General features: G+C 37.2%; 18 protein-coding genes and 2 pseudogenes. 12 read left to right on the top strand and 8 right to left on the bottom strand.

All coding sequences use genetic code 11. The features are described from left to right. Nucleotides 1-207: 207 nt before the first annotated feature. The 6 genes and pseudogenes from ACWYN3_RS25565 to ACWYN3_RS25590 form a co-directional block, all read right to left on the bottom strand. On the bottom strand, nt 208-573 hold the full coding sequence (locus ACWYN3_RS25565) for a hypothetical protein (RefSeq protein WP_456216902.1): 366 nt from the start codon (nt 571-573) through the stop codon (nt 208-210). Nucleotides 574-780: 207 nt separating this feature from the next. Next, nucleotides 781-1,122, bottom strand: a complete 342-nt coding sequence (locus ACWYN3_RS25570; protein WP_456216903.1) for a hypothetical protein — start codon at nt 1,120-1,122, stop codon at nt 781-783. A gap of 48 nt (nt 1,123-1,170) precedes the next feature. Then, nucleotides 1,171-3,722 (bottom strand): annotated as a pseudogene (locus ACWYN3_RS25575) (SLBB domain-containing protein). Nucleotides 3,723-3,752: 30 nt separating this feature from the next. Continuing rightward, nucleotides 3,753-4,888: pseudogene (gene gmd, locus ACWYN3_RS25580) on the bottom strand (GDP-mannose 4,6-dehydratase). Nucleotides 4,889-4,970: 82 nt separating this feature from the next. Beyond that, nucleotides 4,971-5,828 carry a dTDP-4-dehydrorhamnose reductase gene (gene rfbD / locus ACWYN3_RS25585; RefSeq protein WP_456216904.1) on the bottom strand — a complete coding sequence of 286 codons (858 nt, stop codon included), beginning with the start codon at nt 5,826-5,828 and terminating at the stop codon, nt 4,971-4,973. After that, entirely contained in the window at nt 5,828-6,541 is a 714-nt protein-coding gene (locus tag ACWYN3_RS25590) for a hypothetical protein (protein ID WP_456216905.1), read from the bottom strand. The genes rfbD and ACWYN3_RS25590 overlap by 1 nt, the downstream gene beginning before the upstream one ends. 395 nt (nt 6,542-6,936) lie before the next feature. On the opposite strand from ACWYN3_RS25590, the gene ACWYN3_RS25595 reads away from it, so the two are divergent. The 12 genes from ACWYN3_RS25595 to ACWYN3_RS25650 all read left to right on the top strand — a co-directional run bounded on the left by ACWYN3_RS25595 (nt 6,937) and on the right by ACWYN3_RS25650 (nt 15,462). Beyond that, nucleotides 6,937-7,437, top strand: a complete 501-nt coding sequence (locus ACWYN3_RS25595; protein ID WP_456216906.1) for a sigma-70 family RNA polymerase sigma factor — start codon at nt 6,937-6,939, stop codon at nt 7,435-7,437. Nucleotides 7,438-7,489: 52 nt separating this feature from the next. Further along, nucleotides 7,490-8,515: a FecR domain-containing protein gene (locus ACWYN3_RS25600; protein ID WP_456216907.1), complete on the top strand. Its 1,026-nt coding sequence runs from the start codon at nt 7,490-7,492 to the stop codon at nt 8,513-8,515. Between the two features lie 57 nt (nt 8,516-8,572). After that, on the top strand, nt 8,573-8,815 hold the full coding sequence (locus ACWYN3_RS25605; protein ID WP_456216908.1) for a hypothetical protein: 243 nt from the start codon (nt 8,573-8,575) through the stop codon (nt 8,813-8,815). Beyond that, nucleotides 8,803-9,294, top strand: a complete 492-nt coding sequence (locus ACWYN3_RS25610; protein WP_456223151.1) for a TonB-dependent receptor plug domain-containing protein — start codon at nt 8,803-8,805, stop codon at nt 9,292-9,294. Before ACWYN3_RS25605 ends, ACWYN3_RS25610 begins: the two co-directional genes overlap by 13 nt. A gap of 64 nt (nt 9,295-9,358) precedes the next feature. Continuing rightward, on the top strand, nt 9,359-10,363 hold the full coding sequence (locus ACWYN3_RS25615) for a hypothetical protein (protein WP_456216909.1): 1,005 nt from the start codon (nt 9,359-9,361) through the stop codon (nt 10,361-10,363). Then, nucleotides 10,270-10,752, top strand: coding sequence for a TonB-dependent receptor domain-containing protein (locus ACWYN3_RS25620; RefSeq protein WP_456216910.1), 483 nt, complete (start codon nt 10,270-10,272; stop codon nt 10,750-10,752). The genes ACWYN3_RS25615 and ACWYN3_RS25620 overlap by 94 nt, the downstream gene beginning before the upstream one ends. After that, nucleotides 10,736-11,776, top strand: coding sequence for a TonB-dependent receptor domain-containing protein (locus ACWYN3_RS25625; protein ID WP_456216911.1), 1,041 nt, complete (start codon nt 10,736-10,738; stop codon nt 11,774-11,776). The genes ACWYN3_RS25620 and ACWYN3_RS25625 overlap by 17 nt, the downstream gene beginning before the upstream one ends. Further along, complete coding sequence (locus ACWYN3_RS25630; protein ID WP_456216912.1) at nt 11,773-12,129, top strand: hypothetical protein; 357 nt, start codon at nt 11,773-11,775, stop codon at nt 12,127-12,129. Before ACWYN3_RS25625 ends, ACWYN3_RS25630 begins: the two co-directional genes overlap by 4 nt. Before the next feature lie 93 nt (nt 12,130-12,222). Continuing rightward, a complete protein-coding gene (locus tag ACWYN3_RS25635; RefSeq protein WP_456223152.1) occupies nt 12,223-12,786 on the top strand; it encodes a RagB/SusD family nutrient uptake outer membrane protein in 564 nt (187 codons plus the stop codon). Then, nucleotides 12,759-13,433: a RagB/SusD family nutrient uptake outer membrane protein gene (locus ACWYN3_RS25640; protein WP_456216913.1), complete on the top strand. Its 675-nt coding sequence runs from the start codon at nt 12,759-12,761 to the stop codon at nt 13,431-13,433. The genes ACWYN3_RS25635 and ACWYN3_RS25640 overlap by 28 nt, the downstream gene beginning before the upstream one ends. A 57-nt stretch (nt 13,434-13,490) precedes the next feature. Next, entirely contained in the window at nt 13,491-14,741 is a 1,251-nt protein-coding gene (locus ACWYN3_RS25645; protein WP_456216914.1) for a YdcF family protein, read from the top strand. Nucleotides 14,742-15,123: 382 nt separating this feature from the next. Further along, nucleotides 15,124-15,462 carry a helix-turn-helix domain-containing protein gene (locus ACWYN3_RS25650; RefSeq protein ID WP_456216915.1) on the top strand — a complete coding sequence of 113 codons (339 nt, stop codon included), beginning with the start codon at nt 15,124-15,126 and terminating at the stop codon, nt 15,460-15,462. Between the two features lie 200 nt (nt 15,463-15,662). Here ACWYN3_RS25650 and ACWYN3_RS25655 read toward each other — a convergent pair whose 3' ends face one another. Then, complete coding sequence (locus ACWYN3_RS25655; protein WP_456216916.1) at nt 15,663-16,982, bottom strand: DUF4302 domain-containing protein; 1,320 nt, start codon at nt 16,980-16,982, stop codon at nt 15,663-15,665. 16 nt (nt 16,983-16,998) lie between these two features. Next, nucleotides 16,999-17,175, bottom strand: coding sequence for a hypothetical protein (locus ACWYN3_RS25660; protein WP_456216917.1), 177 nt, complete (start codon nt 17,173-17,175; stop codon nt 16,999-17,001). Between the last annotated feature and the right edge of the window lie 19 nt (nt 17,176-17,194).

A 17,194-nucleotide genomic window follows, 5' to 3' on the forward strand; every position in this document is an offset into this window, starting at 1 on the left:
TAGTTTGCAATGATTGTTTGATAAGAATTCTTATACACAAGATAAATGAGGACAAAAAAACGAATAAAAGTGCTCCTATAATTACCCATTTAATAATACCCGATTTGTCTTTATCCAAAGGCAAAATTGGTTGATCAATTACCTGTATTAAGGGTGTTTCTTTAAGCAGACTTACTTTAGAAAGTTCCAGGCTCTTTAGAAGCTCTCCTAAAATCGCTTTATTAGTTTCAGAGCTCCAAACTGCGATCTTTGTATCGGAACTATACGTTGAACTTGACGTGTTATATTCAAGTTAGGTGTGGCATCAGCAACAGCTGCTGCTGTATAAATATATCCGTTCAATACCCTTTGTACTGAATCTACCTTATGTTGCATGATAGCAATATTATCAACAGATTTTTTAGTCTTCGTCAGTACATAAAAATCATTTACATTTTTAACAATTTGCTCGTCAAAGCTTTTTGCAAAAAATTCGTCCTTTGCTCTAACTTCTGCTTTTATGATACTTAGCTTCTTATCCGGTTTAATTACACTCAGATAATTTCTATTAATATCTATTACAATAGTACCCAAAATACTATCCTGTAACCTTGATAAAGCAAGCGGTTCTGAATCCGGCCTAATTTTATCGAAAGATTGGAATTTAATGTCTTTCAGAGCCAGGTTATTAGCCCATTTTTCTTTTAACTTATTTAAATAAATGTATCTGTCAACTAATAATTGTTTCTTTCATCAAATTCTACTTCAGTTAGTAAAGTCTTTTGGATCATCGATCTGGATTTATATAATTCCAATATATTGTCTCCTTGAAAAAATACCACCACCACTACCACCAAGGTCAATACCAGCCATTGATGCTAGTGCTCCGTACTGGCCCAAGCCGCCACCTTTTTCACCTTCCTCCAAAACGAAAGAGGTATAAGCAGTATACTCAACTTTTTTAGTATATGCATAAGCAAATCCTAATACACTACCTAAAATACCAAATGCTATAATAATTACCCATTTAGATAATAAATAATGATACCATTCAAGCATCTTTAGAATAAGATCCTTTAATGAAATCTCTTCAGTGTAAGATCTCTTTCCAATTCCTTGTTCTTCCATATTTCGCTTTTTCAAGCTTTATATTAAATTAATTATCAGCTAGAATTAGCCTTAATATAACTATTAACGTAAGATTAAGACTAATGCTGTAATCAACCCTGATAAGGCAGCTGACACAGCCGCTATACCTGCAACTCCAAACTTCTCTCTTGGAGCACGTTTAGGCACAAAAATTTCAGCACCAGGCTTAACGCGTGGGTAGTTATTGAAGAACAGGAATTTGCTTCCTGCATCTACAGAACCATTTGCATATTGAATATATGCACTTTTTTTATTCGCGTTATAAGTAAATCCACCAGCACCATTAATATACTGTTTCATACTTTTATTTGGACTATAAACAATATTTGTTGGCCTTAATACTTCTCCGGTTACCTTAACAGTCTGCAATTGTTTAGGCACTCTGATGACATCTCCATCTTCTAGTAATAAATCATATTTCGAATTAGGATCTTTCAATATTTTCACCATGTCTATTCCAACTAAATCGCTACCTAATATTCTAACTTCCTGAATCAGCTGTGCGGTATCCTGTACCCCAACTCCCTGTAATCTTTTCAAGTTCGCCATCTTCTGCATTTCTTCTTCCTGCTTATCAATAGCGTTCTTATTTGAGGTGCTAACACTTACCGTTTAATATTTTCCCTTTTTCATCTTTTGCCACTTCCTCTTTACTTATCGGACCAGGTCTTTTTAATGATGCTCCTTCAGCAAAAGAGAGTACAGTCAGACCTCCTGCTCTTTTAATTACATCAGAAATACGCTCATCTTTTCTGGTAATCGTATAGATACCAGGATAAAGTACCTCTCCTTCAATCCTAACCTGTTGTTGCACCTGATAACCCTCAGAACTTCTGACAGATATAATATCAAATGGCTGTAATACAAAAGTTGTATCCTGAAGTTTCAGATCTCTTGAGATATTTACATTTAATATTTCTGCTGTTTTTGCTGAGATTGAATTCGCATCACTATTCTTTATTCTTCTCGCAATTTCAATCCTGGTTGGCGTAGCACCTTCTTTAAAACCACCAGCCATTTGAATCAGTGCTTCTAAGGTCATTCCTTCCGCATAATCAAAAACCCCCGGAGATCTTACTTCACCTTTAATATCTACCTTATACTCTTCTCTTAAATCAAAAATCGAAGATATTGTTACCTTATCTTCTCTTCTTAATGGAATATCCTGCTCAGTTCCTTTTAGAACCTTATCTACATCAAATGATAACAAAGCCAAACTATTGTCCGAATTTAATCTGGAAATATAACCTCTATTCAAGAACGCATCTTCCTTCAATCCATCCGCTTTTTGAATTAATTGTTTCAATGTCAATCCCTTTTCCAGTTCAAATTGTCCCGGGCGGAATACAGCACCAACAATCTCCACTCTATTAGCAAAGCGATCTAAAATAGTCTCTATCAAATATTTATCACCATTTAAAGGGCTATATTTATTAAAATCATCTGCATTTATATCAGTAATCCGTCTTTCCTTATTCGTGTTCTGTAGGACTTTGATTTTAGCTGTATATGCTTTATTTGAAAAGCCTCCTGCGAAATTAATAACATCCTCCAGGGACTCATTACTTAAAACCTCATAAAGGGCCGGTCTTTTAACTTCACCAGACATCTCAACTCTTGTCTGATAAACCGGGATATTAATTACATCCTGATCCTGAAGACGAATGTTCCCGGTCTGTATTCCTTTTAAAAGGAAACTATAAACATCTATAGTTGATATAACTTTATTATTACGGATAACCTGTATCTTTCTGAACGATCCATTTTCATTAGGTCCTCCAGAAGCATTCAGTGCATTAAAAACGGTAGATAATGAAGACAGGGTATAAGATCCTGGTTTAACAACTTCACCCAGCAATGTAATTTTAATACTTCTTATGTTACCCAGATTAATATTTAAATTGGTTCTGCCATTTTTTAAACTTGGATAAGTTCCTGACATCGCTGACCGGATTTTAGAAGTAGCCTGCTCAATAGATAAGCCACCAACAGAAATTAAACCTACATATTGCAGACGAATGGTTCCCTCAGGACTAACCTGCAGCTTATAGTTTGCTTCGTTATCACCTGATAAATCAATTAACAGCTGATCATCAGGACCGATTACATACATAATTTTTAGGTGTAGCCATTCTCATGTTAGGCTCAAACTTTATATCATTATTCCTAAACAATTCGGCACCAAAAATTTTAGGAATCAGATTCCCGAAAGCATCTTTTAGCCCAGCTTTATTTGATGAATTACGACTTTTATTACTCGTTGAATCTGAGGTATCATAAGTTCTTTCTGAAAAATCTTCAGTAACCTCCTGATTTCCTATTTTATTATCCGCGCTATTACCCTTTCTTATTTTCGCTACACGAATTCTTAGCTTGGCAACTTCACCTGGCTTCATTCCCTGCGCAGACGCCATTTGTTCTAATTGCACATCATTATAGCCAACTGATTCTGCACGTTGCATTAATTGTCTAACCTGTGCATCTGTTAGCTCGTCAACTTTTACATCAGAATAATTTGTTTGAGCATAAGTACTCTGAGAAAGTATCAGGCAAAAGAAAAATAGTAACGCAGCTATTATTTTTTTTAAATTCATAAGGGTAACCTGTAATAATATTTTTTATACTTATTCGAAACGATTCAGTGTATTAAAACCGCCATCTTTCAAATATTCATCCTTTTTCATTAGTTGTAAATCAGAATGAACCATTTCTTTAACCAGCATAGGCAAATCATATTTTGGTTCCCAACCTAACTGTGTTTTAGATTTTGTAGGATCCCCTAATAACAAATCAACCTCAGTAGGTCTGAAATATTTAGGATCTACACTAACAACGGTCGTTCCTGGTTTTAAGTAAGTATCGTTTAAACCCAAAGACAGAACAAGTTCCTGATCAACATCTATAATAACACCTTTCTCATTTTCATCTTTGCCGCTAAACTCAATTTCTATGCCTAATTCTGCAAAACTCATTTTTACAAAATCACGAACTGTAGTAGTTACACCAGTAGCAATAACAAAATCTTCAGCTTTCTCTTGTTGAAGAATTAACCACATAGCTTCAATATAATCTTTAGCATGTCCCCAATCCCTCTGTGCCGAAAGATACCTAAATACAAACATTTCTGCAATCCCAAAGCAATTTTGCTCGCTGCCCTTGTGATTTTACGGGTAACAAACGTTTCTCCTCTTAATGGACTTTCATGGTTAAACAAAATTCCATTGCAAGCAAACATTCCGTATGCTTCTCTATAATTTACGGTGATCCAGTAGCCATATATTTTAGCAACGGCATAAGGTGATCTTGGATAAAAGGGAGTATTTTCACTTTGAGGAACGGCTTGTACTAAACCATAAAGTTCAGAAGTAGAAGCCTGATATATTCTTGTTTTCTTTTCTAATCCTAATATCCGTATAGCTTCTAACAAGCGTAAAGTACCAATACCATCAGCATTAGCAGTATATTCCGGCATTTCAAAACTTACCTGTACATGACTCATCGCAGCCAGATTATAAATCTCATCAGGTTGTGTTTCCTGAATTATACGGATCAAATTAGTAGAATCAGTAAGATCTCCAAAATGCAATTTAAAATTAACCCCATGTTCATGCTGATCTTGATACAGGTGATCAATTCGTTCAGTGTTAAATAAAGAAGATCTTCTTTTCAGTCCATGAACAAAGTACCCCTTCTTTAAGAGAAATTCTGCAAGATAGGCTCCATCCTGGCCTGTAACGCCTGTTATTAGGGCAACTTTCATCTGGTTAATATATTTTTTTATGTAGAGGTCAAAGATAAATGAATTATTTGATTACTGAGAAATATCTCACAATTGAAACACTCTATATATTTTGTATGCAGAAATTCAAACTATCTCTCCAATAAGGAATTTCAATGCCCATAACAGCCTTAATTTTTGTTTTATCCATCACAGAATAGTGAGGACGTTTTGCTTTCGTCACAAAAGCAGAAGAAGCAACAGGCAAAACTTTCATATCGACCTCAGCAAATTCAAAAACTGCTTTTGCGAAATCATACCAGGAAGCAACCCCTTCATTACTATAGTGGTAAAGACCATAGGTGTTTATCTTATTTTGTATAATATATACAATCACCCTGGCCAGATCCATCGCATAAGTTGGTGTCCCGATCTGATCATATATAACATTAAGCTGATCTTTGCTTTGCGATAGCTTCAACATTGTCTTCACAAAATTATTAGCTTTTTCAGAATATAACCAGCTGGTTCTTATTATAAAATACTGATTCATGATTTCCTGAATCTCCTGCTCACCTTTCAACTTTGACAAACCATAAACATTAACAGGACTAGTATGCATATCTTCTGTTAAAGGAATACTTGAATTCCCGTTAAAAACAAAATCCGTAGAGATATGTATTAATGTAGCATTATAGGAAATACAATTTTCCGCAAGCCTTTTTACTGCGAATTCATTGATTTCAAAAACCTGATCCAAATCTTCTTCAGCCTGGTCTACAGCGGTATAAGCAGCACAATTTATACAATATAACGGTTTATACTTTTCAAAAACCCGAGCAACATCCTCCGCATTTACAAAATCAAGATCTCCTTTAGAAAGAAACAAATAATTAAATGATTGCTCTTTTCCTGAAACAACCTCACTCAGACATTGCCCAAGCTGGCCACTTCCACCTATAACTATAATATTTCTCTTCATTAATTTTTACTCCCAATATGAAACTGAATACCTACCGAAACAGGATTAAATAAGTATTCGGTTTTATGAAATTTTTCCAGAGAACGCACATTTGATGCATCCTGCGGCACAGACTCCTGCCGCTCGTAGGAATAAAAGAATTCCAAATTACTTTCCACGAAGATAGAAATTTCTTTAACAGGGTTGATTTTTATTCCAAAAACCGGTGTAATCGTAAAACCCTCTTTTGTTGCTATGACCTGGTTTGCAGGAATCCCTGTACTCGCGACATCTGCCTGCGAATTTAATAACGGGTTTATATTTGATGACGTTCCATCAAATTTATTCGATCTATATCCTAAATCAAGAGCAATATAAGGTTGAAACTTAGAATAGGTCAGATTTTTTTCAAACCCAATTTTTTTGAAAGAATAGTCCTTCATTTTTCCGCTGACGAGTTCACAGTTTTCACAATTATTGCGAAAACTTTCATTTTTACTCATATAGCTGCCATTCAACCTATAGCTGAAAAGATTATCATTGAATTTAAAAATAAAACTATTAAAATAGCTATTCAGATAACTATTACCAGCAGTCTGGTTCATTATTTTTGGCATCTGCATATAACTGTACCCCCTAACACCGACACTATATAGATAATCACCGTTACTTTGTGAATATGCCCATGTTGAGAGCATGACAAGAATAATAACCAAGTAGTTTTTTTTTATCATATATATGTAGATTTGAATTAAAAGTACTGAATATAATACAGTTCAGCTTTAAATCAGCTTAGATCCCCTCAATGCAATAACTCGACCAATTTACATGAATTAATTACTATCATTTTAAATTAACCACATCAACACCTCAACAGAAGTTGTAAATAATTTTTTTACAGAAAAATTGTAATTATTCCCCTTAATCATCGAACCGGGCAATACATATTATTTTTCAACAACCAACAGTAGTTCCTTTTTTACAGCTAAACAAAAACGGCAGTTTATCACCAGTCATTGTCTTAAACACAAAAACAAACCTAAAACCCACAGTTCCCCGTAATTTTGCGATTCATTAATATTAAGTATATATTCAACTTTTATATTTGCGTTGAATTTAACTATTATTAATGCTCATACTAGCTTTAAAGCAAGGTAATGAAATTGTATTTGAGAAATTCTACCGTTGTTGGCATGCTAAAGTATACACCTACTTCCTGCAGAAAACAAAATCAGCCTATATGGCGGAAGAGTTGGTTCAGCTTACATTTATAAAACTCTGGAATTTCAGGCACACCCTTAAAGAAGAGATTCCTTTCGAAGCTCAGCTCTTTACTATTGCCCGTACCACATTGCTGGATATGCTCAGAAGACAAGCAAACCAACAAAGACTAATAGAAAACGTAACACCCGGGATGATCAGACAAACAGATCCTCACTGGGAGTTTGACTTTAAAAAGCGGATTACAAACTCCATCGATACGCTGCCCTTTATGCGTAAAAAAGTCCTTTTATTAAACCGTTTTGAAGGTTTCACCAACAAAGAAATAGCAGAAAAACTTGCTATTTCCGTCAGAACAGTTGAAAAACATCTTTCAATGGCCTTAAAACAACTCAAGTCCCTGCTTTAATTTATTTTCATACCGCTTACGTATTTCCTTCTTTTGAATCGTATTGCTGGTAATGAATATATCTGAAGAATTGATCTCTCGCTTTTTTCAAGGAAAATGTTCCCCTGAAGAAGCCGCCGCAGTACTAAAACATTTCGAATTACATCCGGAAGCCGAAGAACACTATATAGGCAAAAACGAGTGGGACAACCTGACAGCATCACAAGAAGCTCCCCTGTCTGATGAACAGACAAAGCGGATGTATACAAACATTAAGTCTGCCACCCGTAAAAAACCGACCTACCAGTGGGCTGTTGCAGCAATGATCCTGTTGTTAGCATTGGGGACAGGCTTATTATTTTATAAAAACAACAAACCTATACCAGTCATTGCAAAAACACAGGAAAGCTGGAAATCTATAGATAATCAGACAGCAAATGTCATGGAGCTAACCTTGAAAGATGGTACAGGTGTCAAACTTTACGCTCATTCAAAAATCAGCTTTCCCATCCAGTTTCAGTCAGATAAAAGAGACGTCAAATTAACCGGAAAAGCCTTTTTCAAAGTTGTAAAAGACAAAACCAGACCCTTTACCGTATTTAGCGGCAATATTTCTACCACCGCTCTGGGAACCCAGTTTACCATCAATGCCCCTGATAACAATGGAACCATCAGCGTAAAGCTACATGAAGGAAAAGTGGTGATCAAAACACTGACTAAAGACAAGCCGCACAGCCCTGTCTACTTAATCCCTGAACAAGAACTTGTTTACAATAACAATACAGGTACTGCAACTGTCAGTCATTTCGAAGAAGCACCGCTGATCAAAACCGTAAAAAAACAACCAGTAAACCTAACCAGACACAACGGAATCAGTATCACCTTTAACCGCGAACCCGTTAAAAATGTATTCACAGCTTTAGAAAAAGCCTATCACATAGACCTGACCTATCCTGAAAGCGAATTAAAAGATTACAATTTCACCGGATCATTTAATAAAAATGATTCCCTCACCAGAATCCTTCAAATTATTACAGAAACCAATAAACTACAATTAATCAAAACCAAATCCGGCTATCTCATTAAAAAGAGTCATTAACTACATCATCAAACAGAACCATTAATCAAACACCAATTTTAAACCAAATTAAACTATATGGAGAACTCTACCCTTAAATTCCTAATCCCCTTTAAAAAGCCGGGATTATTAATCTTCCTGCTTTTTATACTCTGCGGGACAAGTTCAGCACAAGAAAAAAATGCCACGATTTCCGGAATTGTCGAAAGTGACAAAGGAGGAACCTTGCCAGGAGTATCCGTTGATTTAAAAATGAAACTACAGGCGAACGAAAAATTGCGCTGTCCAACGACAAAGGCCTGTTTAAGATCCAAAACCTAAACACCCAAAACAGCTACTCAATTACTTTTTCTTACATCGGCTTTGAATCCTACATTATTAAAGGATATCAATTTAAAGCATCAGAAAACGCATCACTGCTCGTTAAACTAAAGGAGCAGACCAATACCTTAAACCAGGTAGTTGTAACCGGGTATTCTACCCAGCGTAAAAAAGATCTGACTGGATCAGTATCCATCATTAATGTCAGTGAAGCAAAAACAGTTCCCGTTGCAGGAGTTGATCAGGCATTACAAGGTAAAGCAGCCGGAGTAACAGTTACCGGCGATGGACAACCAGGCGGAGGCGTATCCGTAAGAGTTCGTGGCTTTAGTACAATCGGAAATAACGACCCCCTATATATCATAGACGGCGTACCAACTACCTCTGGCATCAGCATGATCAATGCCTCCGACATCGAATCCATGCAAGTTTTAAAAAGATGCATCATCAGCCTCCATTTATGGATCCCGGGCAGCTAATGGTGTAGTTATCATTACCACAAAAAAAGGTACAAGAGGCAAAACCCAATTATCATATGACGGGATGATGGGCGTACAAAATGTAAGTAACCTACCCGTAATGCTAAATTCTCAGCAATTTGGCGATACCTATTTCCAGGCCTTAAAAAATGATGGTATAGCACCAAACCATCCATTATACGGTAGTGGAGCTACTGCCGTTATTCCTGAATTCCTAAATGCGGATAAAACTATCCGCTCAGGAAACACCAACTGGTTTGACCAGATCTACCATACTGCAATTGTCCAGTCCCACAACCTCATGCTGACCAGTGGCAGCGAGAAGGCCAGACAAGCATTTTCAGCAGGTTATTTTAACCAGGATGGAATTCTAAAATATACTGGCTTTAAACGTTATTCAGTAAGGTTAAACTCAGATTACAACATTCTGGACAGAATCAGAATCGGAGAAAACATAGGTGTTTCTTATGCAGAACGCACAGGAGCGAACTCAAATCTTGCTATTGGTGGAGTTACAGGTGATGCCTATAAAGCCCACCCGATGACCAACGTCTATGATATCTACGGAAATTTTGCCGGCCCGGTAAGTGGATTAAATGATATCAGAAATCCATTAGCCAGTCTCTTTTATAATAAAGACAACACTGGTAAAACTTTGAGAATTCTTGGAGATGTATTCGCTGAAGTAACCATACTCAAAGGCCTGACTGCAAAAACTGATTTTGCAATGGACTATAATACTTTCAACCAAAGTTCTTTCAGTCCAAAATATAATGAAGGTCCAATTACCAGCCAGAATATCAGTAACCTGAACGTTCAGAACAACGTATCCAAAACCTGGACCTGGTCAAACACGCTTAATTATACCAAAACAATCGACAAACATCAATTCGACATCCTGGCCGGAACAGAAGCTATTCGTTTTTATTCTGAATTCTTCACCGCTTACCGGGGGATAATTTCCCTGTGGATATTATGGACGGTCGTTACCTCGATGCAGGACAAGGACTTCCTAAAAATACAGGCTCTGGTATTAAAGCAACCTTATTCTCTTTATTTGGAAAAGTAAATTACACCTATAACGACAGATACCTGTTCTCAGCAACTGTTCGCCGCGATGCCTCTTCAAAATTAGCGGATGGATATAACACACAGGTATTCCCGGCATTTTCGCTTGGATGGAGACTATCAGAAGAATCATTCATTAAGGATAAATATCCCTTTGTCAGCAACATGAAGTTACGTTTTGGCTGGGGTCAGACAGGAAATCAGGAAATCGCACCCTATGCGGCTTATTCCTCTTTCGGACTGGATCTATACAATACCACTTACGATATAGGCGGAACGAATAACAGTCTTGTACCAGGGATCGCACAAAAACGCTACGGAAATAATCAGTTAAAATGGGAAACCACTACCCAGACCAATATAGGCTTAGACCTTGGATTATGGGAATGAGAGAGTCACTTTAACAGTAGACTATTTCAATAAGAACACCAAAGATCTATTAGTACAACCAAAACAGCCTTCAGTATTCGGACAGGCAGCTGCCCCATATATTAATGGAGGAACCATGAATAACAAAGGTTTAGAAATCGCCGCGAATTACCTGAGCAGCAGAGATAAAAGTTTTAAATATGAAATCGGTGGTAACATCGCTTTTATTAAAAACAAACTCACTTCGCTGACAGGTGATATCAATTATATTTCAAGCCCTGCAAATAATAACCTGACCAGGGGCCTGGAGCTTCAAAGAACTTCTGTAGGACAACCAATAGCTTCATTTTATGGTCACGAGGCGATCGGAATATTCAAAACAGCAGAAGAAGTAGCCTCAGCACCAGCACAAACCGGCAAAGGTATCGGACGTTTACGTTACGCAGACCTGAATGGTGATGGTGTGATCGATGCAAACGACAGGACTTTTCTCGGCAGCCCGATCCCAAACTCACTTTTCGGTTTAAATCTTAAAGCAGACTACAAGAACTTTGATATCTCAGTATTTTTCCAGGGCGTATCAGGGAATAAAATCTATAATTTCATGAAGTATCATAATGACTTCTTCTTTGATCAGTTTAATAAAAGTGCAAACATTCTAAATGCATGGACACCAGAAAATTCAGGTTCAAACGTACCAGCACTCAGTACAAAAGATGCCAATAACGAATTAAGGCCGTCAAGTTATTTTATAGAAAGCGGTGCTTATATCAGACTTAAAAATGTTCAGATCGGCTACACTTTACCAGCAGCCATAGCACAAAAAATCCATGCAGCCAAACTCAGGGTATTCCTTCAGGGACAAAATCTTGCCACCTTCACTAAATACAAAGGACTTGATCCGGAAGTCGGTATGCAGAATTACAATGCTGACAATAGAAATTTAGATATGGGCGTAGACCGCGGCCTCTATCCAAATTCAAGAACCTATACAATGGGCGTAAGCCTTACTTTTAATTTATTGCTAAAAAGATTTAAATTATGAAATCAAGAATATTATATATGGCTATGTTCGTTGTTCTGATGACAGCAGCATGCAAAAAAAGCTTTCTGAATTCACCGCCACTGGGAGAACTATCCAAAGATCAGCTTGCAGAAAAAAGCGGCGTTGAAACTGTTATTATCGGAGCTTACAGTGTTCTGAATGGTCAAATCGACCAGGCCTCCAACGCATTCAATTCACCTGCTTCCAACTGGTCCTTTGGTGATGTCACTTCAGATGATGCTTATAAAGGTGGTGGTGGAACAGGCGATCAGAACAACATTCATAAAATGGAAGTTTTTACCGTTGACGCAACCTCACTGGATGCACAAAGAAAATGGATGGCCTTTTTTTGAAGGAGTGAACAGGGCTAACCAGGCAATTAAGCTGATCAAAGCAGCGACTGGCTATGACGAAATTTTAAGAAATCAGCGGATTGCAGAAATGAGATTTTTACGCGGTCATTTTTTGAGCTCAAAAAAATCTATAACAAGATTCCTTACATCGATGAGACTGCAGAAAAAAAGGAAGATTATTACGTATCCAATGAGGCCCTTTCCTCAGAACAGGTATGGAAAAAAATAGAAGATGATTTCAAAGCAGGAATAAATATTTTACCAAATATACAGACCAAAGAACCTGGCCGCCCCACCCGTTTTTCAGCATGGGCATATCTTGGTAAAGCCTATATTTTTCAGAAGAAATGGATTGACGCTAAGGCAGCGGCCGATACTGTAATTTTAAAAGGCGGCTATTCACTGAATGCAAATTTCGCTGATACTTTTCTTCCGGAAAATGATAACAGCAGAGAAATTATATTCGCGGTACAAAACTCGATCAATGATGGCTCTACCAATAGTTATAATGGCTCAATCGGTGACCGGTTATTTCCTATTGGCGGTCCTTACTGGCCAGGTGCACAATATGGTTTTTTAAGACCTTCACAAAACCTGGTTAACAGTTATAAAACAAAAACACCCTCGGTTTGCCAGCGGGCGATAATATTGATGTAGCTCCAACCGATAACGTAGACCCAAGACTGGATCACAGTATCGCCCGTCAGGGAATTCCTTTCCTTGATTTGCCCGAAGCCTACACTACTGCATGGGTAAGAGATGTTGCAACCTATGGCCCATTTAGTTTAAAGAAACGATTAGTTTCACCACTGGGTGCACATTGGCTCAGAGTTAATCCATATACCAATGACCTCAACTATTATATTATCCGTTATGCAGATATATTATTATGGAAAGCAGAAGCGGCAATTGAAACCGGCGATTTAGAAACCGGCCGTCAGCTTATTAATCAAATCCGTCGCAGGGCAAGGGATGGTAAAAAAGTTCAAAAACTAACAGGAGGTGATGCTGCAAACTATAAAATCGAAGAATATACCAGTTCTTTCACCAATTACACCCAGGCGATTACCGCACTGAAACAAGAAAGACGATTAGAATTCTCTTTAGAAGGCCACCGCTTTTTTGACCTGGTAAGATGGGGTGATGCAGCAAATGTGCTGAATACTTATTTTGCGGTTGAAAAAACGAAAAGGAGCTTTCTATCTATAGCAACTTTTATAGCAGGTAAAAATGAATATCAGCCAATTCCTCAAAATGAAATTGATTTGAGCAAGGGTGCATTAAAGCAAAATCCGAATTATTAATCAAAACATAACCGGGGAGTCTGTTAATAAGGTTCCCCGGTTTAATTAAAGAGCTATATGTCATTTAAAAACACCTGGCTGATCATCTTTTGTTTTTGCTTTTCATTTGCAAACGCGCAGCAAAAACAATTTGATCCAGCTTATCAATATAAAAAAAGCAACTCTCTGATACAGGATAAAAACTTCTATCTCCTTACCCTTTTTGAACAGGTTCCTGAAATCAAAGCAATTATAACTGCCGACACACTATTGCAAAGCATCAGGAACAAGCAGATTACAAAAATCAAAAACAGTACAAAAAGCTGTCCCTCATGTTTAGCCAGGGATCTTTATCTAGATCCAGCCGAAATTGATCTGATCTCAGATCAGTTAAAAAAACTCAGCGAAAAACATCCGGCAATACTAAAGCTGGTCCGAAATGATTTACGCCCTTCCGGTTATTTTCAGTTATATCAGCATAAAAGCGACGAAGAGCTTCTGATACAGGCATGGAAGGATGCAGCTGCAGGTATGAACTATATAATTAAAGCTTATACTGAAAACAAAGGCTTCAGATATCCAAAAATAGACTCTGTAAGCTACCCATCCAAAGGAAACGTTTACCAAACTACCCTAAAGGAAATGTTTGCACAGGTGAATCAAAAGATCCCCGCAATGACCTTGTTCTTTCAACCCAATCTGGAACTATGCGAACAGCTTCTTTTCATCAATAACAGAGGTGAAGCTGCCAGATACGAACCCCTTCAGCTTCAAAACAAAAAAGCTTATCAAAACATAGCGCAAACACAATGGAAAGACTATCCATATTCAATTATTATTCTGATTCCCGGAGAAGGTCCTGAAAACGGCATGCCGATCAGCCCCAATAATAAATACAGATGTCAGTCGGGGGCAGACCGGTATAACCGGAAACTGGCTCCTTTTATAATTGTTTCGGGTGGTAACGTACATCCGTTTCAAACCCCATATAATGAAGCCGTTGAAATGAAGAGATATCTCATGGAAGTTTGCCTGGTTCCTGAAGCTGCCATCATCATAGAACCTCATGCACGCCACACCACGACTAATTTCAGAAATGCAGCCCGTATTATGGCAAAACAGGGAATCCCCTTCTCCAGGACAGCTTTATGCAGTACAAGCGTATTCCAGGCTGATTATATTATGGACGACTCCTTCAAAAAAACAAATCATGACTATCTTAAATACATCCCCTTCCTTAATCTTAAAAGGTTAAATGAATTTGATATTGAGTTTTCTCCAAACCTTGAATCTCTGCAAATGGATAGTCTTGACCCCTTAGATCCTTAAACTAAGCTATATGAGCCTGCATCATCATTTTAAGACGCAGGCTCATTTATTTTTTTCATAAATAGTAATTTAACATTCACACAATATCATTAGGATTAATATTAGTATCAGTTCCCTAAAACACACAACACCCTTCTCTTCTGCTGGCTATAGATTAATCAAACAGAACTGATTAATCCACCTCCTATCAAAAACTCATGTAAATGACTCCTTTCTTATCATAATTCCCACTTTTTCCATGTATTAGGGAAGTATAAAATTCCACGAAACAATTTTGATACACAAAGACTTTTCCCTTGGCCTTTATTTTGCAACATTTCATGTAACAAAAATATTTTTTTGAAAAACATCATTTTCTTATCCCCATTAAAATCTATAACAAATGATTCAAAATATTGGAAAAAAGCTCAGAGCAATTCGTAATACGCATTGCATTAGCCAGAAAATTGTAGCCGATCAATTGGGTATATCTGTTACCGCCTACTCTAAAATAGAGACTGGAATAACTGACGTATCGTTCTATAAAGTTCAGCAAATAGCTGATATATACGGTGTTTCGATAATTGACATGCTACGCATAGGAGAAAAAGACTCCCAGGACGAACAGTATCCGGATGTAAAAAAACAGTTAGATGATCTGAGTGAAAGGTACAACGATCAGCAGAAGAAGATAATTCAGTTATATGAAATTATAAGGACCCAAAAGTCCGCTTCTCATTAATTCAAAACGATATACCAATTTCCAGGCAGGTTTAAATACATCGTATAAGGGGAAAAAAGTGCCCAAATAGGGAATTACTTTCCCCGCCCCTTAAATAAATCCCCACATAGTATCGCCTAAAGTAAAGAGCTAAATAAAAAAGCTTCCCTTCTTGTTAAAGAAGAGAAGCTTAGGTATTTGTTTTTCAAAGGTTTGTTATTTTATTGGAGCGATCCCGTAAATGTGAAGTCAGGATGTTCAACACTTTTGAACTGACCCAATACTTGTTTAGTTGTCGGATTTGTAAAATAATCCAGGGTAAACTGATCTGCACTAATTCTTTCACTAACCAGTGGTGCCATCGCAGCTACAATTAACGAAGCATTTCCATTCATTGCACCTAGCGTGAATTTATAGGCACCTGCCGGAGTTTTAGTATAAGTATAAGGATAAACAGCCAGGAATTTATTTGAGGTCTGGTAAACATCAGCTGTTAATACCAATGCATTCTGGTTAACATTAAATACGAAAGTCATTCTATCCAATCTTAAATTGTATCCACTGCTTAGTGTTCCCGCTGCTGCCTTAGCTCTTCTTGTAACAAAGTCCGCAGACCATCCAGGATATGAAGTTGCATTAGGAACAGTAATCGTAGAATAATTGATTCCTATAAGCGAATTTAAAGGCAATAATGGACTTGGAGACGATTTTATATCAAATCTTTTACCATCAACAGTAGTATAGAATGTTTGTGTTGCCTCGTCCCAGATAAATTCTCTTAACAGCTTCCCTTTATAGGATACAGGATCCTGCTGCAATAGAATTCCATTTAAAGTGAATACAAACGGACTTGTTGCAGCACTGATAACACCTTTATCATCCCAGACCAAAGTCATTTTTTTCTGGAAATAATCAAAGATAGTCTGGATGTTAACAGCTCCATCAACATTTGTATATAATGTACTGTTATTGTCAATATAACCAGTTGCACTATTCAGTAAGTTAATCAAGCCTTTATTATTGTACGAGTCCTGTTCTGCTTTACTGGCTCTCACCATTACCAGCTTACTTCCCAGCAGTTTACCGGTTAATTTTAAGGTATCACCAGTCTGCACACCAAAATTGAACTCAAAATCAGAATACATTCCCCAGCCTGATGATCCTCCAAATACTTTTGGATCCGGATCAGCCAGTATATGCATATAGTTATAAGTATCAAATACCAGTGAGGGATTCATACTTGCCTTTAAACGATATGAACTTTCCATACTTGTAGTTGCCGGAACAACATCCAGATCCGAATACATAGTCACTCTGTTCTTTTTTGTAAAGTTCAGATAGAATGAAAACCCACCTCCGCCTGCCGGATATAAATAAGCCTTCCAGCCATAAGGACTATCTGTTAGTTGATCACTGTATTTTGTGAGTGCCTCAGCTACTCTTTCTTCTGGTCTTTCCCCATCCACCAGGATCTCGTTGTTCTTTTTACAACCAGAAAACACAGCTAAGGATAGCAAAGCATATATTAAAATTCTTTTCATCTGTTTGTTCTTAAAATTATTGTCCCATTGTCCCATAGAAATACGATTTAGTGTCTGTTTGCTTATAAAAAGCTCCTAATGACCCTAAACCACCGATATTACCCGGTATAATTGTATTGATCCAGTCTATTTTGAATTTATTATTCTTGAAATAGTTGTTTACCCCAGCCATTTGCGGATTAATAAAAGTCATATTACCATAAGTCGTCGTC

This window comes from Pedobacter sp. NJ-S-72 (assembly GCF_053890575.1).

Bases quoted from the DNA above. Each gene is read 5' to 3' on its own strand.
- ACWYN3_RS25620 (WP_456216910.1), top strand. From the start codon at position 10,270: ATGGACGGTCGTTACCTCGATGCAGGACAAGGACTTCCTAAAAATACA.
- ACWYN3_RS25605 (WP_456216908.1), top strand. From the start codon at position 8,573: ATGGAGAACTCTACCCTTAAATTCCTAATCCCCTTTAAAAAGCCGGGA.
- ACWYN3_RS25615 (WP_456216909.1), top strand. From the start codon at position 9,359: ATGATGGGCGTACAAAATGTAAGTAACCTACCCGTAATGCTAAATTCT.
- ACWYN3_RS25645 (WP_456216914.1), top strand. From the start codon at position 13,491: ATGTCATTTAAAAACACCTGGCTGATCATCTTTTGTTTTTGCTTTTCA.
- rfbD (WP_456216904.1), bottom strand. From the start codon at position 5,828: ATGAAGAGAAATATTATAGTTATAGGTGGAAGTGGCCAGCTTGGGCAA.
- ACWYN3_RS25595 (WP_456216906.1), top strand. From the start codon at position 6,937: ATGCTCATACTAGCTTTAAAGCAAGGTAATGAAATTGTATTTGAGAAA.
- ACWYN3_RS25590 (WP_456216905.1), bottom strand. From the start codon at position 6,541: ATGATAAAAAAAAACTACTTGGTTATTATTCTTGTCATGCTCTCAACA.
- ACWYN3_RS25650 (WP_456216915.1), top strand. From the start codon at position 15,124: ATGATTCAAAATATTGGAAAAAAGCTCAGAGCAATTCGTAATACGCAT.
- ACWYN3_RS25655 (WP_456216916.1), bottom strand. From the start codon at position 16,982: ATGAAAAGAATTTTAATATATGCTTTGCTATCCTTAGCTGTGTTTTCT.
- ACWYN3_RS25600 (WP_456216907.1), top strand. From the start codon at position 7,490: ATGAATATATCTGAAGAATTGATCTCTCGCTTTTTTCAAGGAAAATGT.
- ACWYN3_RS25660 (WP_456216917.1), bottom strand. From the start codon at position 17,175: ATGACTTTTATTAATCCGCAAATGGCTGGGGTAAACAACTATTTCAAG.
- ACWYN3_RS25630 (WP_456216912.1), top strand. From the start codon at position 11,773: ATGAAATCAAGAATATTATATATGGCTATGTTCGTTGTTCTGATGACA.